Raw genomic sequence first — 23930 nt, 5'->3', positions numbered from 1 at the left:
GAGTGTACTCCCTGGAATAACGGTGAAAGAGGCAAGCGGAAGGTGGGGGGATCAAAGCACCTTCGCTTCGTTCCTGAGCTTGTCGACCAGCTCGTCGACCGAGGCCACTTTTACCCCGCCCTTGCGCTCGGCCGGCGTTTCGACCTTCACCAGGCTCACTTTCGAGGCCACCTCGATGCCGTAGTCCGCCGGCGTTTTGACGTCCATCGGCTTCTTCTTGGCTTTCATGATGTCGGGAAGCTTGGCGTAGCGCGGCTCGTTGAGGCGCAGATCGGTGGTGACGATCGCCGGAAGCGACAGTGACAGCGTCTGCAGGCCGCCGTCGATCTCGCGGGTGACGCTGACCCGGTCGCCGTCGACGGCAACCTTCGAGGCGAAGGTGGCCTGGGGCAGATTGGACAGTGCTGCGAGCATCTGCCCGGTCTGGTTGTTGTCGGTGTCGATCGCCTGCTTGCCGAGAATCACCAGCCCCGGCTGCTCCTGTTCGACCACCTTCGCCAGCAGCTTCGCCACTGCCAGCGACTCGACGCGCTCGTCGGTCTCGATCTGGATCGCCCGGTCGGCGCCCAGCGCCAGCGCGGTGCGCAGCTGCTCCTGGGCAGCTTTCGGGCCGATGCTCACGGCGACCACTTCCGTGGCCACGCCCTGCTCCTTCAGGCGCACCGCCTCTTCCACGGCGATCTCGCAGAAGGGGTTCATGGCCATCTTGACGTTGGTCAGATCCACGTCCGAATGATCGGCCTTGACGCGAATTTTCACGTTGTAGTCGATGACGCGTTTGACCGCGACTAGTACTTTCATGGTTTCCTCGCTTGGCTGATAAGAAGCCCGGGCGCTGGCGTGAGTAACTCGGCGGCCAGTGCGTTGTGGCGGTGGCTAATGCCGCCTGGCTCTAAAAAATGAAAAAGGCCTGCTCGATACGATATTCATTCAAGCGTTTGACAGACGAGTGTTCACATCAATGTGCCACAGCTTGTCTACGCCCGACAACGCCAGACCGTTAAAATGCCGTCTGACGCTAATATAGCGCTTTTGAAACGATAAATCCGGCGCTCCGACAAAGCCGAAACGCTGGTCAAGGCGCCACAAATGCCCGGCAGACCATCGTCGTGATGACCCAGGCCCGGTATTATGCCTATCATGGGGTATAACCAGAAGCAAACGACCGTTTAGTATTAAGTCCGTGTTTTTATAAGATACGGTACTAACGAGAATAAGGAGAGACCAGTGGAAAACGCAGAGCGCGATGTCATGGAGATGGACGTTGTCATCGTTGGTGCGGGGCCCTCTGGCCTGGCGGCGGCGTGTCGCCTGATGCAGCAAGCCAACGAAGCCGAGCAGGAGCTCAGCGTATGCGTCGTGGAGAAAGGCTCCGAAGTCGGCGCCCATATTCTATCCGGCGCGGTGTTGGAGCCGCGCGCGCTGAATGAGCTCTTCCCGGACTGGCAAGAGCGCGGCGCCCCGCTCAACACGCCGGCCACCCGCGACGACCTTTACCTGTTGAAGGATAGCGAGAACGCTCGCAAACTGCCCCACGCGCTGGTGCCGAAGAGCATGCACAACACCGGCGGCGACCAGACCCGCTACGTGATCAGCGCGGGCAATTTGTGTCGCTGGCTGGCCGAGCAGGCCGAAGCCCTGGGGGTCGAAATCTTTCCCGGCTTTGCCGCTCAGGACGTGATTATCGAAGATGGCGCGGTGCGCGGCATTCTCATCGGCGACATGGGCGTTGCCGCCGACGGCACGCCCAAGGATGGCCATATGCCGGGCATGGAGCTGCGGGCGAAATACACCCTCTTTGCCGAGGGCTCGCGCGGGCACCTGGGCAAGCGCCTGATCCGCGAGTTTTCCCTCGACGAAGGCCGCGACCCCCAGCACTACGGTATTGGCTTGAAGGAGCTTTGGGACGTGCCCGCCGAACAGCACGAGCCGGGGCTGGTAGTCCACGGCTCCGGCTGGCCGCTTCAAAATGACACCCACGGCGGCTGGTTTCTTTACCACGCCGAAAACCAGCAGGTCGTGGTCGGCTTGATCATGGACCTGGGTTACAAAAACCCGTGGCTCTCGCCCTTCGACGAATTCCAGCGCATGAAGCACCATCCGGTGCTACGCCAGTATCTGGAAGGCGGCAAACGCGTCGCCTACGGCGCGCGCGCCATTACCAAGGGTGGTTACAACTGCCTGCCGAAAATGACCTTCCCCGGTGGGCTTCTGATCGGCTGCGATGCCGGCACGCTGAACTTCGCCAAGATCAAGGGCATTCATACCGCGATGAAATCCGGGCTGGTGGCCGCCGAGAGCGTATTCGAGGCGATCAAGTCAAATGATGAAGGTGGTGCCGAGCTTTCAAGCTTCACCGCGAAGTGGGAGTCGAGCTGGGCCTATCAGGAGCTCAAGGAGAATGCGAGCTTTGGCCCGGCGATGCACAAGTACGGTAACGTCGGCGGCGGCGCGTTCAATTTCGTCAACCAGCTCGTTGGCAACAAGCTGCCGACGCTTCATGACACCACCACCGACCACGGCGCTTTAAAGCCCGCCGATGAGTTCGAGAAGATCGATTACCCCAAACCGGATGGCAAACTCTCTTTCGACAAGCCCTCCTCGGTGTTTCTCTCCAACACCAACCATGAAGAGGACCAGCCCTGTCACTTGAAACTCGAGGATCCGTCGATTCCCATCGAGCACAACCTGCCCAAATACGCCGAACCGGCGCAGCGCTACTGCCCGGCCGGGGTGTACGAGGTGGTGGAGGACGATCAGGGCAAACCGCGCTTTCAGATCAACTTCCAGAACTGCGTGCACTGCAAGACCTGCGACATCAAGGACCCGGCCCAGAACATTACCTGGGTGGCACCAGAAGGCGGCGGCGGGCCGAACTACCCCAACATGTAGCACCTTTGCATGTATCAGCTCGGCCTCACGAGGCCGAGCCTTCTCAAACCGCCAGGCCCGCCGATCAGGCGGGCCTGGCGGTTTCCAGCAGCGTAATCGGCGCGCGCCGGGCAATCAGCCGGCGCCGCCCGGCCTGCGTAAAGCGCACGTCGATCACCGGATCCTGAGGATTGCCCTCCACCGCGGCGACCTCCCCTTCGCCAAATACCTCGTGCATCAACCGCTGCCCCGGATAGAACTCGCCCGCGCCTTGCGCCGGCGCTTTGCCTGCCGGGGCCGTCGTCAAGGGGATGTCCTCACGCCCCAGGCGCGTGAGATAGCGCTCGATCAGCGCCGTCGACTCGACGCTAAGCGCCGCTTCCGGCGGGGACGGTGCCTTAAGCGCCTCGGCCACCCGCACGCCGTCGTGCCAGCGGCTCTCGGCAATGAAGCGGCTGGCACGGTGCGCCCCCGCGTCGTTGAGAATCAAAAGCCGCTCCTGGGCGCGAGTGATCGCCACGTAGAAAAGCCGACGCTCTTCTTCCAGGCGCGCATCGGAAAGCGGGTTGTCGCGGCTGTAATGGGGAAAATCCTCTTCGTTGACCCCGGCGACCACGACCAGCGGCCACTCCAGGCCCTTCGCCCCATGCACCGTGCTGATCAGCACGCCGCCGGCCTGATTTTCCACCGGGCGCTCCAGCAGCTCGATGAAGGCGTCCGGGTCCTGCACGCTCTGCGCCTGCTCGATCAGCACGTCCAGAAGACGCACGTCCTCTTCACCTTTATCGCGGCGCGCGGCGGCGCGCTTGAGCGTCTTTTCCGCCTCGATGGTCGTCACCACGTGCTGCAAAAGTTTCGCCGGCGGCCAGGCGCTGAGCGTCGGCAGGTCGCACAGCAGTGCCCAGCGCTTTTTCAGCGTGCGCTGCTGGATCGGCTTGAGCGAGGCCAGAAGCGGGTCACTGCGCTCGGGAAAGGTCTGGGTCTCGGCCAGCCGGTGCGCCAGACGGCTCAGCCGCTCTCGCGCCACGAAGGGCGTGGGCTGGGCGAGCAGCAGCATGAGATGGTTCGGGTCCTTCAACAGCGCCGGGCGGCGCGAAAGCTTGAGATACCCGGCCAGCGCCTGCACCAGCGGCAGGCGGAACACGAAGCGGTCCTCGCGTGCCAAACGAAACGGAATGCCCGCTTGCAGCAGCGCCAGCTGAAACGGCACCGACAGCGCCCAGCTGCGCACCAGAAGGCTCACCTCGTCGAGCGCTCTGTTTGACGCCTGCCACTGACCGAGCACCTCGAGCAGCAGCCGATTGCCCTGGCCGGCCTCGATCCGGGTAGCGACATTGCCCGGTGCGGCCAGGCAAAGTTGGTCCGGGCGGCGAGCGTTTTGCATGATCGCGTGATTGGCCGTCAGCGCCAGCGCGTGGCCGTGACGAAAGGTGGTCGACAAAGGATAGTCGGTGGCTGCACCAAAGGTCGCGGTAAAATCATCGAGCATGGTGTCCGGCCGGGCGCCGCGCCACTCGTAGATACACTGGTTGGCATCTCCTACCGCCATCACGCTCGCCGTGTTGCCTGCCAGCACCTTCAAAAGCCGCTGCTGGGCGGTATTGATGTCCTGATACTCATCGATGATGACGTGGTCGAGAAAGCCCTCGACGCGCGCGCGAAGCGCTGCGTCTGCCTCCAGCGCGTTCAGCGGGCGATAGAGAAGATCCGCGTAGGTCATCAGCGCGTGATCCTTCAAAAGCCGCTCGGCCTCGACAAAGGCGTCGGGAAAGTAATCGCTCTCCTGCTCGAGCTCCAACCGTTCGAAAAGCATCTGCGGGGTGCAGAGCTCCGCCTTCACCAGCCCGCAAAAGTGCGCCAGCGTTTCGAGCCGGTCGGCGTCGAGCGCGGTTTCGCGCCGCTCGGGCTGATCCGCCAGCACGTTGAGACTCGCCTGGCGCAGCAGCCGCTCGAGCTGCCACTCCGCCGATAGAAGCTGGCGCTGCTCCAGCGCCCCCCACCGGCCCAGGCTTTGGGTGAGCCGGTGCCCCAGCGAGTGAAACGTGCGCACGTCGGGAAGCGCTTGGCCGGCGGGCGCCATGCTCGTCAGGCGACGCTGAAAATCCTCTCGCGCGGAGCGGTTGAACATCAGCACCAGAATACGCCTGGGGGCGACACCGCGCTCGAGAAGGCGCAGCACACGGGCGGCCATCGTCGTGGTTTTGCCCGCACCGGCCACCGCCGCCACCCGGGCATGGCCATCTGCGTGTTCGATGACCGCGCGCTGTTCCGGCGTCAGGTTCACGGCGTCTCGCGGGCGCGCTCGTCGCCGCCAAGTTCGCCAAGCGGGTAGCGCGCGCCGGCACTCTCGAGACACAGCCTTGCCCCAGCCGGGTGCTCCTCGAGCACCGCCTCGTCGACCAGCCGGTAGAAAACGTTGCGGTGAAGCCTGGCGGCCAGGCCAAAGCGCACCGGGATTTCCGGCATGAGCTCGCCGTTCGGGGCTTCGCTGAGCGTCATCGGGCGGGCGTCATCGAGGCGCACGACGTCGTCGAACTGGGTGGTGAACCACCAGGCGCCCTCGCTGAAATCCGCCTCGACGATCACGAAAGGTAAATCCTCGACCGTGACTCGCCAGCGTTCGACCGGCGTGACCAGACATACCCCCTCGTCGAAGCGGCGCAAGAGCGTGGCCAGAAGGTGTGGAATTTCCGGGCGGCCGAAAGGCTCGCCTTCGTGTCGCCAGCGCCCGTCGGCGTCGATGACGATATCGATATCGCCGCTAAGCGCCGGGTGCCACTGATCCACCGGCGGCACAGTGGCCGAGTCCGGGCGGTGCGTGAGCAGACGATCGATGTTCATGGCGTTCTCTCGACGGGGCATACGCAGGCGGGGCTCACACGAGCCCGGCCTGAGCGAGTGCCTGTTGAACGTGGGGCGGCGCATCGGGGGAGGCGCCGCGAAACAGACGGTAGAAGTTGGCCGTCGTCTGCATGGCGACTTCGTCGACGCTGATACCGCGCTCGGCGGCGATGCATTCGGCGACTTCTACTACCCAGGCGGGCTCGTTGGGTTTACCGCGATGAGGTACCGGGGCAAGATATGGGCTATCGGTTTCGATCAACAGCCGATCCAGCGGCAGCACTCGAGCGAGCTCGCGAAGCGACTTCGCGCTTGCAAACGTGACGATGCCGGAAAGCGAGATGTAGAAGCCGAGGCGAATCGCCTCGCGGGCCATCTCGATATCTTCGGTGAAGCAGTGCAGCACCCCGGCGACATTAGGGTCGGTATGCTCGCGCAAAAGCGCCAGGGTCTCTTCTTTCGCCTCGCGCGTGTGTACCACCACCGGAAGCTCGAGCTCGGTGGCGGCGATCAGGTGGCGTTTGAAACGCTCGTGCTGCACCTCGATGCTCACGCGATCGCGGTAGTGATAGTCGAGCCCGGTTTCACCGATCGCCACCGCTGCGAACTGCTCCGCGGCTTCCTTGATCATCTCGACATCGGGCTCGCGCTCGACACTGGCCAGCGGATGAAGCCCCGCAGAGATCGCCACGTCCTGATGGCGGCGTGCCAGCGCGGCCAGACCGGGCATATCGTCGAGCGTGACCGCAATCGCCAGAAACTGGCTCACGTGGGCGGCGCGCGCCGCCGCGAGGGCAGCGTCTACATCGCCGTCGTGGGTGTGTTCGGAAAGACGATCCAGATGGCAGTGCGAGTCAACAAACATTAAGGCCTCGGATAAAACGACACGTTGGGTGCGAAGGTATGACGTATTAGCTAGAGCGTAAAGGAGGGCGGCGCATCGTCGAGCTGGCCGGCGAGCAGGGTTTCGATCTTGTCGCGTACCGCGTAGTCCTGAAGACCAAAATGCACGCCGATACCCGCCATACGCCGCCCGCTGATACCGGCCGGCGAGACCCAAACGACCGTGCCGGTCACGCTCAGCCGCTCGCTTTCACCGGGCAGCGTGATCAGCAGGTGCACTACCTGCCCGAGGCGATAGAACGTGTCGACAGGAACGAACATGCCGCCGCGCTCAAGATAAGGCATGTAGGCCGAGAGCAGCGTGGGAATATCCGGCACCGTCAGCGAAAGGGCTTTTTGAGCGGTCATCGACACCTCGTGCAGTGGCGTTAAACGGGTGGTGGCGGCCAGGCAGCGGTCAGGAGCGCAGAAGCGCCGACCAGCGCACCAGCCACGCCTCGAGCACCAGCTGAGGATTGGGGTTGGTACCCATCGACAATAGCCGGCGCTGCTCGCGCGCGTAATCCAGCAGGCGAAACCAGTCCTGAACACGGGCATTCTTGACCGCCTGCCGGTAGAGCGGCTCCAGATCCGGATTGTGCAGCGCCGTGGTTTGGCCGGTCAGGCCGAGCCGGATCAGATCCTCGAGCCAGGCGATACCGTACCATAATATGGCGTCGATCATCTGGCGGTCCAGCCGCGCCGCTTCAGAAACCGGCTCCGCGCCGCGCACCAGCTGCTCGAAGCTATCGTGAATCTGGTGGCGCAGCGCGCGCTCGTCCGGGGCGGCAAGCTCGACGGCCAAGAGCGGCAGCCCCCCGGACACCTGCCACCAGAAAAGTGCCTCGTCGCTGCCCAACTGCTCGGTCAAAAAGCCCTGACACTGCTCGAAAGGCACGCTCGGCAGCGACCACTGCTGACAGCGCGAGCGTATGGTGGGCAGCATGCGCGAGGGCACGTCCGACAGCAGAATAAACAGCGTCTGCTCGCCGGGCTCCTCGAGACTCTTGAGCAGCGCGTTGGCGGCGGCGCTGTTCATCGCCTCGGCCGGGCTGATGACGATCACCCGGTAGCCGCCCTGCTGGGCGGTCTGATGAACGAAGCGATTGACCTCACGAATCGGGTCGATCCGAATCTGACGCTTGCCCTCCTCCAGGCTAATGCGCATCAGATCAGGATGGTAGCCCGAGGCGAGCATGCTGCAGCTGTGGCAGTGGCCGCAGGCCTGCTCACCAGGGTCCAGGCACAGCGTACGCGCCACCAGCGCATCGGCAAGCTGCTGTTTGCCAAGCCCGCGGGCGCCGCTGAGCAGCAGCGCGTGGGGCATGCGCCCCTCGCGTGAGAGCCGCAGAAACTGCTGCCACATCTCGCGATGCCAAGGCAGAAGATCCGCTAGCGCCATGCCGCCACCCGCTCGCTCAGCGCCCGCGTCAGGGCGGCTTGAACCTGATCGAGCGGCTTTTGCGCATCGATCAAGGCAAAGCGCTTTGGGTCGGCCGCGGCGCGCGCATGGTAGGCATCGCGTACGGCGCTGAAAAAGGCGGCCTGCTCGCGCTCGAAGCGATCCGGCTCGGTATTGCTGGCCTGTCGACGGCCCTCCAAACGCGCCTTCGCCGCCTCCGGCGGCATATCGAGCAGCAGGGTCAGATCCGGCGCGAGCCCCTTTTGTACGAAGCGCTCGAGAATTTCAATGCGTGCGGGATCGATGCCGCGCCCGCCGCCCTGGTAGGCAAAGGTAGCATCGGTGAAGCGGTCGCACACCACCCAAACCCCGCGGGCCAGCGCCGGCTCGATCTTCTCGGCCAGGTGCTGGGCGCGGGCGGCGAACATCAAAAGAAGCTCGGCGTCGCTATCGAGCGGCTCATCAAACGTGGTGGCCAGCAGCAGCTCGCGGATCGACTCGGCCCGCGGGGTGCCGCCGGGCTCGCGGGTCATGATGACCTCACGCCCTTGTGCTCGAAGCCACTGCGCCACGAAGGCAACGTTGGTGGATTTGCCCACCCCTTCGCCCCCTTCCAGGGTAATAAAGCGACCGCGCTGGGTCATTGACACCTCGTAAAACCGTGAGCAGCGCCGGGCTCCCCGGCGCTGCCTTACTGATTGCGTATATAGCGATTGACGGCGTTGTTATGCTCGCGCAGGGTGCGCGAAAAATGGTGCGTGCCGTCCCCCTTGGAGACGAAATAGAGCGTCTCACCGGGAAGCGGGTTGACGGCGGCCTCGAGTGAGGCCCGGCCAGGCATTGCGATGGGCGTGGGCGGCATGCCGTCGATCACGTAGGTATTGTAGGGCGTGGCTTCACGCAAATCCGCGTAAGTGATGCGCCCATCGTAGCGCTCGCCCATACCGTAGATCACCGTGGGGTCGGTTTGCAGGCGCATGCCCTGCTCCATGCGCCGCTTGAACACGCCCGCGATTTCGCGACGCTCTTCCGGCGCCCCGGTTTCACGCTCGATGAGCGAAGCCATGATCAGCGCCTCATAGGGCGACTCGATGGTGAGATCATCGGCGCGGTCTTCCCAGGCCTCATCGAGCATCTGCTCCATACGCTCGAGCGCCTGGCGAAGGATGTCGACGTCGCTCATGCCTAAGTGATAGCGGTAGGTATCCGGGAAGAACCAGCCTTCCGGGTAGGTGCCTTCGCGACCCAGAAGCGCCATCACCTCGTCATCGCTCATGCCGGCAGTGCGGTTGTCGAGCTTTTCGGCGCGGTCCAGACGTTCGCGCATCTGACGAAACGTCCATCCTTCGGGCACGGTCAGCGCGTAAGTCACCACGTCATTACTGCCCAGTAGCGCCATGACCTCGCGCGCACTCATGTCCGGCGTGATGCGGTACTCGCCGACGCGAAGCCGTGGCACCTCATCGGGTGCGATGCGCGCCAGCAGGCGAAACGCCCAGCTATCGTCGACCACGCCCTGGGCGTCGAGATCGGCGATCGCCTGGTTGAACCCGGTACCGGGGGCTACGTAATAAAGCGTCGGTTCATCGAGGGTCACCGGCGCGTCGAGCCGGCTTTGCCAGTACACGTAGCCGCCGGCCAGCGCCGCCCCGACGAGCAGCGCTAGTACCAGCAGCGCCCCCAGCAGTCGTTTCACCATGTCACTCGCTGCCTCTTGTCAAAATGAATCCGGGTAGCCCAGAAGACGATGCGCCTCGCGCTGAAGGCTGCCTGGCGTGAGCGGCCAGTGCGCAAGCGCGGCACCACCGGCGTCGAGCAGGGTATGAATCGGCCAAAGCCCCTGAACGGAGTTGCCGACCCACAGCGCCTCGACGCCCAAAAGCGCGCGCGCGTCGATCTCGGCAACCTCGACGTGGCCCTGCTCGATCAGCGCGTCGCGAAGCGTTCCCGCCACGCCGCACTGCTCGAGCATTGGGGTGAACACTCGCCCGCGGTCACGCCAGAACACGTTCATGCTGACCGCCTCAATGAGCAGCCCCTGGGTATCGAGCAAAAGTCCTTCGTGAATGTCCGGGTCACGCCACTCCTGGCGCGCCAGCACGTTCTCGAGCCGGCTCAGATGCTTGATGCCCGAAAGCCGGGGCTGATGGCCCAGGCGAAGCTCGCAAAGTCGCACGCAGGCGCCGTGGCGCCAGCGCTCGACCGGAGCGGTAAAGGGGCGGTAGCTCACCAGCAGGCGCGGCTCGGATACCTCGGGCGTTTGGTACCCCTGGCCACCGCTGCCCCGGGTCACGACCAGCTTGAACACTTCGAGCCCGCGCGCCGGGTCAAGCGTAAAGCTCGCCTCCAGCGCATCGAGCGAAGGCATGGGAAGGTCGAGCCGTTGACAACCGCGGGCCAGACGCTTGACGTGGGAAGACCACAAAAGCGGCTGGCCCGCGCGCATCAGCACCGTCTCGAACAGCCCGTCGCCAAACGCGAGCCCGCGGTCATCGCCGGGTACGTGGCAGGCCTCGGGCATCGGCGTTTATACCCGCGTGAACAGCAGCGAGCCGTTGGTGCCGCCAAACCCAAAGGAGTTGGAGAGCGTAGTGTCGATGCGCATCTCGCGCGCCGTGTGCGGCACGTAGTCGAGATCGCAGCCCGGCTGCGGGTTGTCCAGGTTGATGGTCGGCGGCGCGATTTGGTCGCGAATCGCCAGAATGCTGAAGACCGCTTCGACCGCGCCCGCCGCGCCAAGAAGATGGCCGATCATCGATTTGGTCGAGCTCACCGCCACGTTTTTGGCCCCCGCGCCGATGACGCGCTCGATGGCCCGGCTTTCGGCGAGATCGCCCGCCGCGGTCGAGGTGCCGTGAGCGTTGATATAGTCGACTTTCTCCGGGTCAATGCCGGCATCCTTGATGGCGTTGCTCATGGCGAGCGCCGCGCCGCGGCCGTCTTCCGGCGGCGCGGTCATATGGAAGGCGTCGTCGCTCATGCCAAAGCCCGAAAGCTCGGCGTAGATGTTCGCGCCGCGCGCCTTGGCGTGTTCGTACTCTTCGAGCACCAGCACGCCAGCGCCGTCGGAGAGCACGAAGCCGTCGCGATCCACGTCCCAGGGGCGGCTGGCCGCCTGCGGGTCGTCGTTACGCGTGGAGAGCGCTCGCGCTGCAGAAAAGCCGCCCAGACCCAGTGGCGTAGTCGCCATTTCGGCACCGCCACAGATCATTACATCGGCGTCACCATAGGCGATGGTGCGTGCGCTGTAGCCGATGTTATGCGTGCCGCTGGTACAGGCGGTGGTGATCGCAATGTTCGGGCCCTTGAAGCCGTGCTGGATCGCCATGTTGCCTGAGATCATATTGATGATCGAGCCGGGCACGAAAAACGGCGACACACGCCGCGCGCCGCCCTTGTTGAGCGCGTTGTGGTTCTGCTCAATCATCGGAAGCCCGCCGATGCCCGAGCCGATCGCCACACCAATACGCGCGGCGTTCTCTTCGGTGCACTCGATCCCGGCGTCGCTGATTGCCTGTCCACCCGCGGCCATGCCGTACTGGATGAACAGATCCATCTTGCGAGCGTCCTTGGGATTAAGGTACTCGCCGATATCGAAATCCTTCACCGACCCGCCAAAACGAGTATTGAAACTGCTGGCATCGAAATGCTCGATCGGCGCAATGCCGCTTTTACCCGCCACGATATTGGCCCACGTTTGCTCGACCGTATTGCCCACTGGCGTGACCAGGCCAAGCCCGGTTACCACTACCCTTCTACGCGCCATCAGCTTTCCTCCCGGCATCCTTGGTACAAGACCCAAACGGCCTGCTGTAAAAAATTTCGCCTAGTATACCGGAGATTGGCCAACGAATTCACTTAACCGCCGACACAAAAAAGCCGCCCCGGATGGGGGCGGCTCTTTTTTCTCCAGACATCGACTGCCTGTCTGGACGATCGCGTCGATCAGCCCTTACTGATGGGCGTTGACGTAGTCGATCGCTTCCTGAACCGTGGTGATCTTTTCGGCTTCTTCGTCAGGAATTTCGGTGTCGAATTCCTCTTCCAACGCCATAACGAGCTCTACGGTGTCAAGCGAATCAGCGCCCAGATCTTCGGTGAACGAAGAGCTATTCTGGATATCCTCTTCCTTGACGTTCAGGCGCTCGGCCACGACTTTTTTAACGCGCTCTTCAATGGTACTCATCAACGTACTCCAGTCATTCACAGTTAGCCGTTATTGATAACCAGCTATATCGGGAACCGCTAGCCAAAAGCTGCGGGTAGTTTATAGACGCCCCAGGGTCGACGCAACCGTCGAATCCGGGCCATCAACGCATATTCATACCGCCGTTCACGTGAAGCGTCTCGCCGGTAATGTAGCCTGCCGCGTCGCTGGTCAAAAAGCCCACCGCCGCAGCGATCTCTTCCGGCCCGCCCAGGCGCGCCAGAGGAATCTGTTTCAACAGCGCTTCGTGCTGCGCTTCGGGCAGCGCCTCGGTCATATCGGTTGCGATAAACCCTGGCGCCACGGTATTGACGGTGATCGCACGAGACGCGACTTCCCGCGCCAGCGCCCGGCTAAAGCCCTCCATGCCCGCCTTGGCGGCCGCATAGTTGGTCTGGCCCAGATTGCCCATGGTGGCCACTACCGAGCTGATCGATACGATACGCCCAAAGCGTGCCTTTGTCATACCGCGAAGGCAAGCTTTACTTACACGATAAACGGATTTGAGATTGGTATCCATGACCGAATCCCACTCGTCTTCTTTCATGCGCATCAACAGGTTATCGCGCGTGATGCCGGCATTATTGACCAGAATGGTCGGGGCACCAAAACGCTCGCCGATCTCCTTGAGCACAGAATCGATGCTCGCTTGATCGGTGACGTTCAAGCAGATACCCGCGCCTTCGATACCCTGCTCTTTCAAATCCGCATCGATCTTTTGCGCACCGGACTCGCTGGTGGCCGTACCGATGACGATGCGACCCTGGCGGCCGAGCTCGTGCGAGATGGCGCGACCGATGCCGCGACTGGCGCCGGTTACCAGCGCAACTTTACTTTCGATGGTCATAACGCTTTGCCTTTAACCGTTTGAGAATCTGACCAGTGTAGCGCCTACGCGCGATGGTCGGCGACCGCTTCGCGGGCAAGCTCGAGGGCCTGCTCGAGACTGTCCGGATCGTTGACCGCCAACCCCTTGATCGAGCGTACGATACGCTTGTTGAGCCCGGTCAATACCTTGCCCGGCCCGCACTCGATGAAAACGCTTGCGTCCTGGTCGACCATCTTTTCGACGCAGGCCGACCAGCGCACCGGCTGATAGAGCTGCTCGATCAGCCGCGTGCGCAGCGTGTCGATGTCGGCGTGAGCCTTTGCATCGACGTTTTGCACGACCTCATAGCGTGGCGCGCGAAATTCGATCTCTTTCATGTGGGCGCTGAGCCGCTCGGCGGCCGGACGCATCAGCGCGCAGTGTGATGGCACCGATACCGGTAGCGCCATCGCGCGCTTGGCACCGGCTTCCTGGCAGGCAGTGATCGCCCGCTCCACCGCGCCCTTGTGGCCAGCGATCACGACCTGGCCGGGCGAATTGTAGTTGACGGCGGCGACCACCTCGTTTTGGGCAGCACTTGCGCACGCCGCTTCCACGGCGTCGTCACCAAGGCCCAGAATCGCAGCCATCGCGCCCTCACCGTCGGGCACGGCATCCTGCATCGCCTCGCCGCGCAGGCGCACCATGCGCACGCCTTCGGCAAACCCCACGACCCCAGCGCACACCATGGCGCTGTACTCACCCAGACTGTGGCCGGCCATGATGCCGGGCCGCGGGCCTTCGAGCTCCTGCCAGACGCGCCAGATCGCAACGCTTGAGGTCAAAAGCGCCGGCTGAGTGCACGCCGTTTTGTTGAGCGCCTCCTCCGGTCCATCCTGGACGATTTTCCACAGATCGAAGCCCAGGGCATCCGACGCTTCCTCGAATGTCGTTCCCACCACGCTGTAGCGCTCGGCCAGCTCGCGCAGCATGCCTGGCTGCTGCGAACCCTGACCGGGAAACACGAAGGCAAGGGGTTGTGACATATCGTTCACCTTTGCTCTAGTAGGCATTTGCTCATTCGAGCACATGGACAAGACGGCGCCGCTGGCAGCCGGCCGTCCAATCAACTTTCAATGCGTTGTTTTATTGCTCGCCCCGCGCGGGCCTCGCTCTAAAAGCAGGCGCTCGACACGGGCGGGCAGACTGTGCGCTACCTGGTGTAGCGCGCGTTCGATCGCGTAGTAAAAACCTTCGGCGTCGGCGCTGCCGTGACTTTTCACCACGCTCGCTTTAAGACCCAAAAGAGTGGCACCGTTATAGCGCACCGGACTCAATTCATGCTGAAGCTGGCGCAACAAGGGCCTTGCCAGCCAACTCGCCAGCCGCCCGCTCGGACGCGACCCAAGCGCCGTTTGCAAACGCTTTACGAGCATACGGGTCAGACCTTCACTCGCCTTGAGCGTCACGTTGCCGATGAAACCATCGCAGACCACCACGTCGAACTCGCCCTGGTAGATATCGCCGCCCTCGGCATAGCCGCGATAATCAAGACCGAGCGACTCGGCGCGCTCGCGAAGACACGCATCGGCCTTTCGCACGCTGGCACTGCCCTTGACTGCCTCGACTCCCACGTTCAATAGCGCAACGCTGGGCTTCTCGATGCCGTCCAGACACTGCGCCATCGCCGCCCCCATCAGGGCGAAATCCACCAGCCGCTCCGGCGGCGAGTCCACGTTGGCGCCGAGATCCAGTAAATAGCAGCGCCCGTTTTGCCCGGACGGAATCGACGTGCTGATCGCCGGGCGCGAGAGCCCACCGCAAAGCCCCACGTCGCGTCGGGCCAGCGCGACGAGCGCGGCGGTGTTGCCTGCGCTCACGCCTGCGCTCGCCTCGCCGCTTTTGACCATCGACAGCATGGCGGCCATGCTGGTGGCGTGGCCGTAGCGTAGCGCCCAGGCCGCAGTGGCGTCCGGACGCACATAATCCGGCGTATCACGAACCACCAAACGCGACGCTGCCGCAGCCAAAGGCCGCGGCAAGCGCTTAAGCTCAGTCGCCAGGCGCTGAGCAGGGCCAAACAGAACCAGTTCAAGCTCCGGGCGTTCGACTACCGCCCTGGCAGACCCTTCGACGATACAACGGGGGCCTTCATCGCCCCCCATTGCATCAATCGCCAGGCGCACGTGAGACTGGCTCCGTTTTGCCGTTTAAACAAGACGTGAGGCTTATACCTCGACGACCTTGCGACCGCGATAGAAGCCGTCCGGCGCAACGTGGTGGCGCAGGTGGGTAGTGCCGGTTTCCTTGTCCTGGGACAGGGTCGGGCCCGTCAGGGCGTCGTGGCTACGACGCATGCCGCGCTTGGAACGAGTTTTACGACTTTTTTGAACTGCCATGGGATGTTACTCCTGGATTAAGTAGGTAAGTACCGCTTACTTCTTACCGTCGGATGAGTCCTTTCCTTTCAAGGCGCCAAGCACCGCGAAAGGATTCGATGCGGGGGCAGGCGCATCGGCTGCGCCGTCCGTCTTGCTGACCAGCTGATCTGACGAGACATGACACTCGGCCTCGTCGTGATAGACCACTTGCGGCAAACTGAGGATGAGTTCGTCCTCGAGAACCGTCAGCAAGTCCAGCTGTTCGTTTTCCACCAGTACCGGCTCGTGACTGGCAGGAAGCTCGGACGCCAGCGCCTCGTCGGCAATCATTCCCAGCAGGAAGTCGCTCGACACGTCCTGGCTTAGCGGCACCAGACAGCGGCGACACGCAAGCGAGAGCGTTGCACGCACATGGCCACGAATTTCACGACGACCCTGGGCATCGATACCAAACGCAAGCGATGCAAAGCATTCGCCGGTTTGTTCACCAGCCTCTTCGGCCAAACGGGGCATTCTATCGAGCGCCACCTGGCCTTCGAGTCGTTCGTCGCGGGCGGCGAGCTTATAAGGCTCGACCCGACTGGGGAGTTGTGAGGTCAACATAGGCGCGCAATGATAGGCACTCGCCGCGGCCCTGTCAAAGCCGTACCGCCATTTCTTTGCCCTTTTAGGCGTTAATCTCACACGTTTTACGCAAGGCGGTATAAAAAGCGTTATCAATGGGTATTAAAACGTTCTAAAAAGCGCTCTCCTCTTTAAGCGCCCGCCTGCCTAAAGCTACGTTGAGTCATCCGGCACTACCCTGGCGGGCTGTTTTTAACTACTGTTTTAGATCAGGTTTTCAAAGTCTTTTATAAACCGCCTTGCACTGCGTTTTAAAATTTGTGGGCGACAGCGGTTTAATACAACCCGGACGAGTGCTTTTACCGAGCTGACCGACTTTTGAATACTGACGTTTTATAACGCCCTTTAAAGGCCCAAGGAGAACACCGTGCCCGAAGTCGCCAATGCCCCGCTCGTACTCGCCTCGAGCTCCCGCTTTCGTAAAGCGCTGCTCGACCGCCTCCAGCTTCCTTACCAGTGCCGCTCGCCGGATATCGACGAAACGCCTGAGTCGAATGAGTCGCCAGAGGCGCTGGTGCACCGCCTGGCGCTGGGCAAGGCGAGCGCCGTTGCCGATGAGTTTCCCGACCACCTGATCATCGGCTCGGACCAGATCGCGCTGTTCGACGGCGAGATCCTCGGCAAACCGCACACTCATGAGCGCGCCTGCGCCAATCTTTCGCGCTTCTCCGGCCACCGGGTGCGCTTTTTGACCGGCCTGGCGCTGCTCGACACCCGCCGCGGTCAGCACGAGGTCATCGTCGAGCCCTTCGAGGTCGTCTTTCGAACGCTGACTCAATACGAGATCGAGCGCTACGTTGCGACCGAGCAGCCCTTGGATAGCGCCGGCAGCTTTCGCATGGAAGGGCTTGGGATCACGCTGTTCGACGCCTTCGACGGGCGTGACCCCAACGCGCTCATCGGCCTTCCGCTCATGGCGCTATGCACGCTTTTGCGCCAGGCGGGCATGGACCCGCTCGGCGAGCGCGTGGCGACGGCCTAACGCGCCTCGAAACGCAGCGGCGAGCGCGTGGTTTCGACGCCCAGAAGCTCTGCCGCCGCGCCGGTGAAGCCCCGCGTAAAGCGCTCGAAGGGGTCGAGGCGCGGGGTATAATTCTCCCAGGCGGCCTCGTCGACCTGCGCGCGGGCGACCTGCTCAAGGCTACCCAACTCATCGATGAGCCCCAGCTCGATTGCCTGCTCACCGCTCCAGATCAAACCGGAGAAGAGCTCGTCGCTCTGCACCAGCCGGTCGCCGCGCCCGGCGACGACGTCATCGATGAACTGTTGATGCGTCTGCTCCAGCACGCCCTGCCAGAAGGCGGCGATCTCGTCATCCAGCGGCTGGAACGGGTCCAGAAACGCCTTGTTCTCGCCAGCGGTCATCACCCGGCGCTCGACGCCGAGCTCATCGATCGCTTCCTGAAAACCGAAGCCCGCGTAGATCACGCCAATGGAGCCCACCAGGCTCGCCGGCGAGGCGACGATGGTGTCCGCCGCCGAAGCAATGTAGTAGGCGCCGCTGGCGCCGATATCCTCGATCACGGCGATGATCGGCTTGTCGCCCTGCTCTCTGAGCCGCATGATCTCCGCGTAGACTCGCTGAGACTGCACCGGGCTTCCGCCGGGGCTGTCGATATGCAGCACGATGGCGGCCGCGCTGTCCGCCTCCCAGGCGCGGTCGAGCCCTTTGATGATGCGCTCCGCGTTGGCCGGCGCATCACCGGCGATCACGCCATGAACCTCGACCAGCGCCAGGTGCTTTTGCGTTGGCGCCACGCTACCGGAAGTCGGGAAGAATACGCGGTAGAGCGCAAAAAAGAGTAGCGCGAGCACCAGCGTCAGCATGAGAAGACGGAAAAAGAGCTTCCAACGCCGGCTGCGGCGCTGCTCGGTGAGTACGCCGCCGATCCAGCGATCCATCATTTCGATCTGCGCCAGCCGTTGGCGCTCGCGCAGGGTCTCGCTGCTGTCATCCGGCGCGCCCGCAAGCGTCTCGCCGCGCTCGCTTTTGGCCACTTCCGGCCCCTGAGTCCAGCGATCCTCACGGCCGGTCGCCGTATCGTTCTGCGCGTCCAGACGGCGGCGCGGCGGCGGGTCGAAACGTCCCTCGTCGTTGTTCATGGCATGTTCCTGTCAGCGGGATGGGCGGTCGGGCGAGCTACTCGCCTTCGAGCCAGTTGAAAAGATCGGAAACGCTGTGCGCCACCCAGCGGGGCTCGCTTTGGCGAAGTCTGGCAGAGGTATGGACACCGTAGGTGACGCCGACACGGTCCATACCGAGTGCGCGGGCCATTTCAAGGTCATACTCGGTGTCGCCGACCATCACCGCGCGGGAAACATCGATATCGAGCTCGCACAAGAGCTCCTCGAGCATCTGCGGATGGGGCTTCGAGCGGGTTTCGTCCGCAGTGCGGCTGGCATCAAAAAGCTCGCCGCTACCGGTTTCGCGAAAGATCCGGTCGAGCCCGCGGCGGCTTTTGCCGGTGGCCACCGCCAGGCGCTGCCCCGAACGGGACTTGAGCCGCGAAAGCCCCTCCAGGGCGCCATCGAAAAACGGCATGGGTGTGGTGTTTTCGACCACGAAGTGGTGCGAGTAGCGCTGCCTGAGCGCTTCGGCGCGCTCATCGTCGATGCCCGGGCAGAGCGTGGCAATCGCTTCGGGCAACCCCAGGCCGATGATGTTCTCGATCGCGCCCACCTCGAGTTCGCCCCACTCGGCCTCCCGGGCGGCGGCCTGCATGCAGGCGACGATTTTAGGCACCGAATTCATCAACGTGCCGTCCCAGTCGAAAATGATCAGCTCATAACGCATGGTCGATCCTTAGCGGCGCGCGCGGGCAAGGGCGGATTCGAGCGCTTCGGGCAGCGGCGCCTTCACCGTAACAGGGCGGCCGTTACCGGGCTCGGGAAAGGTCAGCGCGCGGGCGTGCAGAAACAGCCGTTCGACGCCGAGTTGGCGCGACATGTGGCCGCTCTCTTTAGTGGCGTACTTGTCGTCGCCCAACAGCGCGTGGCCGGCGTGGGCGGCGTGCACGCGAATCTGGTGGGTACGCCCGGTCACCGGCTCCGCCTCGATCAGCGTCGCTTTCTCGAAGGCTTCCAGCACCTGAAAATGGGTGCGCGAGACCTTGCCATTCGGGTCGACCCGCACGCGGCGCTCGCCGTTGCCGGCGTCATACCGGTCCAGGCGTGCGCTGACATAGGTCTTGCGCGCCGGCCAGCGCCCGCTGACCAGCGCCACGTAGCGCTTGTCCATGGCGTGCTTTTTGAGCGACTCATTGAGCGTCACCAGCGCCTCGCGGGACTTGGCGAGCAGCAAACATCCGGAGGTGTCACGATCCAGCCGATGAACCAGCTCTAAAAAGCTCAGGTCGTCGCGCACCTGCCTAAGCGCCTCGATCAGCCCGATCTTCACGCCGCTTCCACCATGCACCGCAAGGCCCGATGGCTTGTTCAACACCATCCATTCCGGGCCTTCCATGATGACGCTGCCGATCAGAAGATCGCGCAGGCTGTCGCTGACCTCCTTTTGCGCCTCGCGCGGGGTCAGGCGAAGCGGCGGCACGCGCACCAGATCATGGGCGTTGAGTCGATAGTCCACCTTGACGCGCTTTTTATTGACGCGCACTTCGCCCTTACGCACGATGCGGTAGATCAAGGCGCGGGGCGCCCCTTTTAAACGGGTCATCAAAAAATTATCGATCCGCTGACCCGCCTGTTCCGGGGCGATCTCCACCCACTGCACTTCGCGCCCTTCGGCCATCGCCGCATGCTCCTGGTCGGTTGTGACACTCGTCTGGTCGGTTGTAGAACCATCAATGCCAAAGCGCCCCATTCTAACCCAGTGCTAGCGCCATTGCGTCAATTGCTGGCGCCAGGCTTACCTGTTATATTCCAAATGGCTCATTGGCAGGGCGTGATGCAGGTTGGGTACGCCCGACAGACACCGTTGTTTTCCTGCCCAAGCGCTCTGCCCAAGCGCCTGCCCGTCCAACACGCAGGCCCGAGCGAAGGTCCAATGGAATAGTGTACGCATTACCCATTACCGGATGTAAAAAAACGCAGTAAACCTGCCGCCCGACAGGCGGTAGCGTTCGTGGTGATGCCTGGTTGGCCGCCGCGAAAAATTGGAATATACGTTACGCCCCGGCTCGGGGTTCAAATGTCACTGCTCGAGTTATCGATCGAAAGTGCCATCCAAAACCCGGCCCGGCGCGTCAGGATCAACGCTGTGCCGATACCGGCGTTGACGAATCGATGAATGCCAGGTGTCGGCGGTGTCAGCAGGGCCGGATGGACGTCAACGCCACCGAAACACGTTCTGCCTCCGCCACGTACTCAACGCCTCCTAGCCGCGTGGGCCACACTGCCCCCGGCTCAATGCGTCAGCATAGCCATGCGCCGAGCACAAGCACGCAGCAAAAGCGATTCGTCGACGCCAACGCCTTGACGGCGCATCGGTGCACACGCATTGCGAGACACCATGAAAAGAATGCTCATCAACGCAACCCAGCCCGAAGAGCTGCGGGTTGCGCTCGTCGACGGTCAACGCCTGTACGATCTGGATATCGAATCCGGCGCCCGCGAACAGAAAAAAGCCAATATCTACCGCGGCAAGATCACCCGGGTCGAGCCCTCTCTGGAAGCGGCGTTCGTCGACTTCGGCGCCGAGCGCCACGGCTTTTTGCCGCTCAAGGAGATCTCACGCGAATACTTTCTGAAAGACGTTTCCGGGCGCCCCAGCATCAAGGAAGTGCTCAAGGAAGGTCAGGAAGTCATCGTTCAGGTCGATAAAGAGGAGCGCGGCAACAAAGGGGCGGCGCTGACCACCTTCATCAGCCTGGCCGGACGTTTTCTGGTCTTGATGCCCAACAATCCGCGCGCCGGCGGCATCTCACGGCGTATCGAAGGCGATGATCGCAGCCAGCTCAAGGATGCGATGTCGCAGATGACCGTGCCGGACAAGATGGGGCTGATCGTGCGTACCGCCGGCATCGGGCGCAGCGCCGAAGAGCTTCAGTGGGATCTGGACTACCTGGCCCAGGTGTGGGAATCGATCACTGCCGAAGCCTCCAAGCGTCCGGCACCGTTTCTCGTTTACCGTGAATCCAACGTCATCATTCGCGCCATGCGCGACTACCTGCGCCAGGACATCGGCGAGGTGCTGATCGACAGCCCCGACATTCACGCCGAGGCGCTGGGCTTCATTCGCCAGGTAATGCCGTCGTATCAGCAGAAGATCAAGCTCTACACCGACGAAGTGCCGCTGTTCTCGCGCTTTCAGATCGAATCCCAGATCGAAACGGCGTATCAGCGCGAAGTGAAGCTGCCCTCCGGCGGTTCGATCGTGATCGACCATACCGAGGCGCTGGTCTCCATCGACATCAACTCGGCGCGCGCCACCCGTGGCAGCGACATCGAGGAAACCGCCCTTCAGACCAACTCGGAAGCCGCTGACGAGATCGCCCGCCAGCTGCGCCTGCGCGATATCGGCGGGCTGGTGGTCATCGATTTCATCGACATGGGCCCAGCGCGCAACCAGCGCGAGGTCGAAAACCGCATGCGCGACGCGCTCAAGCTCGACCGTGCGCGCGTCCAGATCGGACGTATCTCGCGCTTCGGCCTGATGGAGATGTCGCGCCAGCGTCTGCGCCCCTCACTTGGCGAAACCAGCGGCGGGGTCTGCCCGCGCTGTGACGGCCAGGGCAGCATTCGTGACGTACGCTCACTGTCGCTTTCGATCATGCGTTTGATCGAAGAGGAGGCGATGAAAGAGCGCAGCGCCCAGATTCGCGCCATTCTGCCGGTGCCGGTCGCCACTTTCTTGCTCAACGAAAAGCGCAGCGTGCTCGCCGATATCGAAGCGCGTCAGGACGTTCGCGTGGTGCTCTTACCCAACCCGGACATGCACACGCCACACTACGACGTGCAACGCCTGCGCTCGGATCACCTCGACGAGGACGAAAGCCATACCCTTTCGAGCTACGAGCTCTCGATGGAGACCGAGGTCGGCAAGGAGCCGGATGTAAGCTTCGCCCCGCCGGCCCAACGCGCCGAAGCCGCGGTCAAGACCGTCGCTCACAACGCCCCGGCACCAGCATCGCTGCAAACCGATACCGCCCCCGCTCCCGCCGCCAAATCCGAGGCGCCGGGCAATGCGGAGACCGGCGTACTGGGCCGCTTGATTCGCGGCTTCGCCAAACTGCTGGGCAGCGATGAAGCCGCCACCAGCGAGCAAAAGCCCGCCGCCGAGCCCGCCTCTCGCAAGCCCCGGACAAGCGAAAAAAGCGCCTCCAACGAGCGCGGCCAGGGCAGTGAGCGCGGTCAAAACAGCGAGCGCGGAAAGCCGGCGCGCGAGAAGCGCCCGGACAACGACGCGGCCCGCAGCGAGTCGAGCCAAGCGGAGGCCCGCAGTGGCCAAAGTGCCAAGGGCGACGACGAGTCGAGCGACAAGCGCAGCGGCCCGAACCGCACGCGTAATCGTCGTCGCAACGGCCAGTCCAACAGCGCCCAGGCGAGCAACGCGCAATCCGGCGAGGCGAAGGCCAGCGATAGCGCCAAGCCTGCGCGTCAAGGCGAGCGCGGCGGTGAGCAAAGCGACGCCGGCCAGGCTCAGTCCAACAAACGAAGCGACGGCCGCCGCGACAAGTCGCGCGACGCCAGGCCTAAAAACGAGAGCCGCGCGCCCGCCGAGACCGACGCCAAGGCAGCGCCCAAAAGCGAGCCAAAGCCCGAGCCCAAGGGCGAGCAGAAAGCCGACGTCAAGGCCGAGTCGAAGCAGGACACGCCCAAGGACGATGGCAAGCCCAAGCGCACTCGCAACAACCCGCGCAACCGCTCGCGCAAGCAGGCGATCAACCCGAAAGCCGAAGCCGAGCAGCTTGCGCTTCAGCGCGATGCCGCCAACGCGCCGGCGCCCGCTGAAAGCGTCAGCGACGTGAAGAGTACGGCAAGCGAGCCCGCAAGCGTCGAGTCCCCTCAGCGCGAGCAGGCACCGGCAAACAAGGCGAAGAGCGAGCAAGCGCCTGCCGCCGAGAACGCCCCGGCTGCAGCGCCGGCGCCAGGCACCGAAGACGCTCTCGCCGCGCAGCCCCTGAAGCAGGAAAGCAAAGCACAGGCTTTGCAAGAGACCAGCGAGCCCGTTGCTGAGCAAAAAACGCCGCAGGCAGACACCGCCAAGCCGGAAACGATTGACGCGGCAAGCGCGCCGACGCCGAGCGACATTCAGCCCTCGGCCCAGGCGCCCAAAGCGTCGACCGACAGCGATGCCCTGGATGCCGATACGGGTTCAAGCGCCGACGAAGCGTTGATAAACGCCGAAACCGCCGAGCCGACTCCCGCGCCGGAAAGCGTCGCACCGCAGCCGGAAAAAACCCCGGCCGTCGAGACGCCCGCGACCGCTGAGCAGGAAGCGGCTTCCGGGCAAGCGGTTGCCGAGGAAACGCCCAAAGCGCAGCCGGCGCCGACCGACGAACCCGTGCCGGTTGAAAACGATGCTCAGACGCCGAAGGAGCAAGCCCTCGCCTCTTCCGAGGCTCAGGACGAAGCCCCTGCCGATGAGACCTCACTCAACGTGAGCCGCGAGACGTCAAACCCGACGGAGCAGCTCGAAAGCGTTGAGCCAGCGCCAAAAGCCGAAATCGCCGCGACGGTCGATGCCAGCGCCGAGGATCAAACCGATCCGAACGCTGACAGCGCCGCCAATGTAGCGGCCGAGGTCGAGCCGGAGGCAGCGCCTGCTGCGCCGACAGAACGCGCAGCGGCCGAGCCAACCGAGGCGCAAAAGAGCGCTGACGAGGCAAACGCCGAGCCTGCCTCTCAAGGCGACAGCGCCTCCGCCAAACCGGCGCCGAAGCGCCGCCGCCGGGCGCACAACGACCCGCGCGAGAAGCGCAAGCAAGGCAGTACCGGCCAGGAGTAAACCGCGCCCAT

At 63.4% G+C, this 23930-nt stretch carries 22 protein-coding genes; 3 read left to right on the top strand and 19 right to left on the bottom strand.

Annotation, left to right across the window (positions count from 1 at the left end; genetic code table 11):
- Window positions 1-51 precede the first annotated feature (51 nt).
- Window positions 52-801, bottom strand: a complete 750-nt coding sequence (locus RN347_RS07500) for an electron transfer flavoprotein subunit beta/FixA family protein (RefSeq protein WP_263584209.1) — start codon at window positions 799-801, stop codon at window positions 52-54.
- A 426-nt stretch (window positions 802-1227) separates the two neighbouring features.
- Here RN347_RS07500 and RN347_RS07495 point away from each other — a divergent pair, with 426 nt between their 5' ends.
- Window positions 1228-2892, top strand: coding sequence for an electron transfer flavoprotein-ubiquinone oxidoreductase (locus tag RN347_RS07495; RefSeq protein ID WP_263584245.1), 1665 nt, complete (start codon window positions 1228-1230; stop codon window positions 2890-2892).
- A 64-nt stretch (window positions 2893-2956) separates the two neighbouring features.
- Here RN347_RS07495 and RN347_RS07490 read toward each other — a convergent pair whose 3' ends face one another.
- From RN347_RS07490 to RN347_RS07420, 15 genes are all read right to left on the bottom strand, one after another.
- The gene (locus RN347_RS07490) at window positions 2957-5155 is read right to left on the bottom strand and encodes an ATP-dependent helicase (RefSeq protein ID WP_311960712.1); all 2199 of its coding nucleotides are present in this window, start codon (window positions 5153-5155) and stop codon (window positions 2957-2959) included.
- The gene (locus RN347_RS07485; RefSeq protein WP_311960711.1) at window positions 5152-5712 is read right to left on the bottom strand and encodes a DUF1285 domain-containing protein; all 561 of its coding nucleotides are present in this window, start codon (window positions 5710-5712) and stop codon (window positions 5152-5154) included. The genes RN347_RS07490 and RN347_RS07485 overlap by 4 nt, the downstream gene beginning before the upstream one ends.
- Before the next feature lie 34 nt (window positions 5713-5746).
- Window positions 5747-6577, bottom strand: coding sequence for a TatD family hydrolase (locus RN347_RS07480; protein ID WP_311960710.1), 831 nt, complete (start codon window positions 6575-6577; stop codon window positions 5747-5749).
- Between the two features lie 50 nt (window positions 6578-6627).
- Window positions 6628-6963, bottom strand: a complete 336-nt coding sequence (locus RN347_RS07475; RefSeq protein ID WP_311960709.1) for a PilZ domain-containing protein — start codon at window positions 6961-6963, stop codon at window positions 6628-6630.
- A gap of 49 nt (window positions 6964-7012) precedes the next feature.
- A complete protein-coding gene (locus tag RN347_RS07470; protein WP_263584250.1) occupies window positions 7013-7996 on the bottom strand; it encodes a DNA polymerase III subunit delta' in 984 nt (327 codons plus the stop codon).
- The gene (tmk, locus tag RN347_RS07465; RefSeq protein ID WP_311960708.1) at window positions 7987-8640 is read right to left on the bottom strand and encodes a dTMP kinase; all 654 of its coding nucleotides are present in this window, start codon (window positions 8638-8640) and stop codon (window positions 7987-7989) included. Before tmk ends, RN347_RS07470 begins: the two co-directional genes overlap by 10 nt.
- Before the next feature lie 47 nt (window positions 8641-8687).
- Entirely contained in the window at window positions 8688-9695 is a 1008-nt protein-coding gene (mltG, locus tag RN347_RS07460; RefSeq protein ID WP_263584252.1) for an endolytic transglycosylase MltG, read from the bottom strand.
- Window positions 9696-9713: 18 nt separating this feature from the next.
- Window positions 9714-10517 carry an aminodeoxychorismate lyase gene (gene pabC / locus RN347_RS07455; RefSeq protein ID WP_311960707.1) on the bottom strand — a complete coding sequence of 268 codons (804 nt, stop codon included), beginning with the start codon at window positions 10515-10517 and terminating at the stop codon, window positions 9714-9716.
- Between the two features lie 6 nt (window positions 10518-10523).
- Window positions 10524-11762 (bottom strand): beta-ketoacyl-ACP synthase II, encoded by a 1239-nt coding sequence (fabF, locus tag RN347_RS07450; protein ID WP_311960706.1) that lies wholly within the window; start codon window positions 11760-11762, stop codon window positions 10524-10526.
- A 186-nt stretch (window positions 11763-11948) separates the two neighbouring features.
- The gene (gene acpP, locus RN347_RS07445; protein ID WP_008956801.1) at window positions 11949-12182 is read right to left on the bottom strand and encodes an acyl carrier protein; all 234 of its coding nucleotides are present in this window, start codon (window positions 12180-12182) and stop codon (window positions 11949-11951) included.
- 124 nt (window positions 12183-12306) lie between these two features.
- Window positions 12307-13050, bottom strand: coding sequence for a 3-oxoacyl-ACP reductase FabG (fabG, locus tag RN347_RS07440; protein WP_263584255.1), 744 nt, complete (start codon window positions 13048-13050; stop codon window positions 12307-12309).
- 44 nt (window positions 13051-13094) lie between these two features.
- Window positions 13095-14057 (bottom strand): ACP S-malonyltransferase, encoded by a 963-nt coding sequence (gene fabD / locus RN347_RS07435; protein WP_311960705.1) that lies wholly within the window; start codon window positions 14055-14057, stop codon window positions 13095-13097.
- A gap of 87 nt (window positions 14058-14144) precedes the next feature.
- Window positions 14145-15197, bottom strand: a complete 1053-nt coding sequence (gene plsX, locus RN347_RS07430) for a phosphate acyltransferase PlsX (protein ID WP_311960704.1) — start codon at window positions 15195-15197, stop codon at window positions 14145-14147.
- A gap of 42 nt (window positions 15198-15239) precedes the next feature.
- Window positions 15240-15410: a 50S ribosomal protein L32 gene (gene rpmF, locus RN347_RS07425; RefSeq protein WP_252107626.1), complete on the bottom strand. Its 171-nt coding sequence runs from the start codon at window positions 15408-15410 to the stop codon at window positions 15240-15242.
- A gap of 36 nt (window positions 15411-15446) precedes the next feature.
- On the bottom strand, window positions 15447-15995 hold the full coding sequence (locus RN347_RS07420) for a YceD family protein (RefSeq protein WP_263584258.1): 549 nt from the start codon (window positions 15993-15995) through the stop codon (window positions 15447-15449).
- A gap of 388 nt (window positions 15996-16383) precedes the next feature.
- Here RN347_RS07420 and RN347_RS07415 point away from each other — a divergent pair, with 388 nt between their 5' ends.
- Window positions 16384-16998, top strand: coding sequence for a Maf family protein (locus tag RN347_RS07415; RefSeq protein WP_311960703.1), 615 nt, complete (start codon window positions 16384-16386; stop codon window positions 16996-16998).
- Here the strand turns inward: RN347_RS07415 and sppA are convergent.
- From sppA to RN347_RS07400, 3 genes are read right to left on the bottom strand one after another with little or no spacing between them, the layout of a single operon-like run.
- Window positions 16995-18119 (bottom strand): signal peptide peptidase SppA, encoded by a 1125-nt coding sequence (sppA, locus tag RN347_RS07410; RefSeq protein ID WP_263584260.1) that lies wholly within the window; start codon window positions 18117-18119, stop codon window positions 16995-16997. The two genes, RN347_RS07415 and sppA, sit on opposite strands and share 4 nt — an antisense overlap.
- A 37-nt stretch (window positions 18120-18156) precedes the next feature.
- On the bottom strand, window positions 18157-18810 hold the full coding sequence (locus tag RN347_RS07405) for an HAD family hydrolase (RefSeq protein WP_263584261.1): 654 nt from the start codon (window positions 18808-18810) through the stop codon (window positions 18157-18159).
- A 9-nt stretch (window positions 18811-18819) separates the two neighbouring features.
- On the bottom strand, window positions 18820-19761 hold the full coding sequence (locus RN347_RS07400; RefSeq protein ID WP_311960702.1) for an RluA family pseudouridine synthase: 942 nt from the start codon (window positions 19759-19761) through the stop codon (window positions 18820-18822).
- Between the two features lie 720 nt (window positions 19762-20481).
- Here RN347_RS07400 and rne point away from each other — a divergent pair.
- Complete coding sequence (rne, locus tag RN347_RS07395) at window positions 20482-23919, top strand: ribonuclease E (RefSeq protein ID WP_311960701.1); 3438 nt, start codon at window positions 20482-20484, stop codon at window positions 23917-23919.
- Window positions 23920-23930: the final 11 nt, after the last annotated feature.

Origin of the sequence: Halomonas sp. PAMB 3264 (genome assembly GCF_031954245.1) — a bacterium.
Taxonomy (GTDB): Bacteria; Pseudomonadota; Gammaproteobacteria; order Pseudomonadales; family Halomonadaceae; genus Vreelandella.
This window is presented reverse-complemented; position numbering and strand designations above follow the sequence as displayed.

Excerpts from the sequence above, each read along its gene's own strand:
- RN347_RS07500 (WP_263584209.1), bottom strand. The coding sequence starts at position 801 with ATGAAAGTACTAGTCGCGGTCAAACGCGTCATCGACTACAACGTGAAA.
- RN347_RS07485 (WP_311960711.1), bottom strand. The coding sequence starts at position 5,712 with ATGAACATCGATCGTCTGCTCACGCACCGCCCGGACTCGGCCACTGTG.
- RN347_RS07480 (WP_311960710.1), bottom strand. The coding sequence starts at position 6,577 with ATGTTTGTTGACTCGCACTGCCATCTGGATCGTCTTTCCGAACACACC.
- RN347_RS07475 (WP_311960709.1), bottom strand. The coding sequence starts at position 6,963 with ATGACCGCTCAAAAAGCCCTTTCGCTGACGGTGCCGGATATTCCCACG.
- RN347_RS07470 (WP_263584250.1), bottom strand. The coding sequence starts at position 7,996 with ATGGCGCTAGCGGATCTTCTGCCTTGGCATCGCGAGATGTGGCAGCAG.
- tmk (WP_311960708.1), bottom strand. The coding sequence starts at position 8,640 with ATGACCCAGCGCGGTCGCTTTATTACCCTGGAAGGGGGCGAAGGGGTG.
- mltG (WP_263584252.1), bottom strand. The coding sequence starts at position 9,695 with ATGGTGAAACGACTGCTGGGGGCGCTGCTGGTACTAGCGCTGCTCGTC.
- pabC (WP_311960707.1), bottom strand. The coding sequence starts at position 10,517 with ATGCCCGAGGCCTGCCACGTACCCGGCGATGACCGCGGGCTCGCGTTT.
- fabF (WP_311960706.1), bottom strand. The coding sequence starts at position 11,762 with ATGGCGCGTAGAAGGGTAGTGGTAACCGGGCTTGGCCTGGTCACGCCA.
- acpP (WP_008956801.1), bottom strand. The coding sequence starts at position 12,182 with ATGAGTACCATTGAAGAGCGCGTTAAAAAAGTCGTGGCCGAGCGCCTG.
- fabG (WP_263584255.1), bottom strand. The coding sequence starts at position 13,050 with ATGACCATCGAAAGTAAAGTTGCGCTGGTAACCGGCGCCAGTCGCGGC.
- fabD (WP_311960705.1), bottom strand. The coding sequence starts at position 14,057 with ATGTCACAACCCCTTGCCTTCGTGTTTCCCGGTCAGGGTTCGCAGCAG.
- rpmF (WP_252107626.1), bottom strand. The coding sequence starts at position 15,410 with ATGGCAGTTCAAAAAAGTCGTAAAACTCGTTCCAAGCGCGGCATGCGT.
- RN347_RS07420 (WP_263584258.1), bottom strand. The coding sequence starts at position 15,995 with ATGTTGACCTCACAACTCCCCAGTCGGGTCGAGCCTTATAAGCTCGCC.
- sppA (WP_263584260.1), bottom strand. The coding sequence starts at position 18,119 with ATGAACAACGACGAGGGACGTTTCGACCCGCCGCCGCGCCGCCGTCTG.
- RN347_RS07405 (WP_263584261.1), bottom strand. The coding sequence starts at position 18,810 with ATGCGTTATGAGCTGATCATTTTCGACTGGGACGGCACGTTGATGAAT.
- RN347_RS07400 (WP_311960702.1), bottom strand. The coding sequence starts at position 19,761 with ATGGCCGAAGGGCGCGAAGTGCAGTGGGTGGAGATCGCCCCGGAACAG.
- rne (WP_311960701.1), top strand. The coding sequence starts at position 20,482 with ATGAAAAGAATGCTCATCAACGCAACCCAGCCCGAAGAGCTGCGGGTT.